A 650-nucleotide genomic window follows, 5' to 3' on the forward strand; every position below is an offset into this window, starting at 1 on the left:
GACGCGCAGCGATGCGCTGCTGGCGCTGCTGCAGGCGCACGGCTACCTCGCCGACCGCGCGCAGCTCGCGCGCGCCGCGGCGACGCTGCGCGGCCTGCTCACCGGCATCATCGATCTCGTCTTCGAGCACGCAGGCCGCTACTGGATCGTCGACTACAAGACCAACCGCCTGCCCGCCTACGACGCGGCGGCGCTGGCCGCGGCGGTGCGCGCCGACGACTACGACCTGCAGTACCTCTTGTACACGCTGGCGCTGCACCGCTGGCTGGGCGTCACGCTGGCCGGCTACGACTACGACCGCCACATCGGCGGCGCGTACTACCTGTTCGTGCGCGGCCTGCCGGCCGGCGGCGTGTACGCCGACCGCCCGCCGCGCGCGCTGATCGAGGCGCTGGACGCGCTGTTCGACGGCGCCGCCGGGGAGGCCGCGTGATGGCCGCCGACCTGCTCGAACGCCTGCACGGCGGCGGTTTCCTGCGCGAGGTCGACGCCGCGCTCGGCCGCACCGTGCTGCGCCTGTTTCCTCGAAGCGACGCGCTGGTCGGCGCCGCCGCCGCGCTGGCCGCGCGCGCGGTCGCCGACGGCCACGCCGCGCTGGCGCTGGACGCGCTGCCGCAGCGCCTCGCCGCGTTCGCGCCCGGGCGCACGCC

General features: G+C 76.3%; 1 protein-coding gene and 1 pseudogene. Both read left to right on the plus strand.

Going from position 1 to position 650, the window contains the following annotated elements:
- Positions 1-433 (plus strand): PD-(D/E)XK nuclease family protein (locus MBSD_RS09780; RefSeq protein ID WP_187300631.1); only part of this gene is annotated, 433 nt, incomplete at its 5' end.
- A pseudogene (locus tag MBSD_RS09785) lies at positions 433-650 on the plus strand (hypothetical protein); the annotation flags it as partial. The gene MBSD_RS09780 and the pseudogene MBSD_RS09785, both read left to right, overlap by 1 nt.

This window comes from Mizugakiibacter sediminis (assembly GCF_000953855.2).
In the GTDB taxonomy this organism is placed as follows: domain Bacteria; phylum Pseudomonadota; class Gammaproteobacteria; order Xanthomonadales; family Rhodanobacteraceae; genus Mizugakiibacter; species Mizugakiibacter sediminis.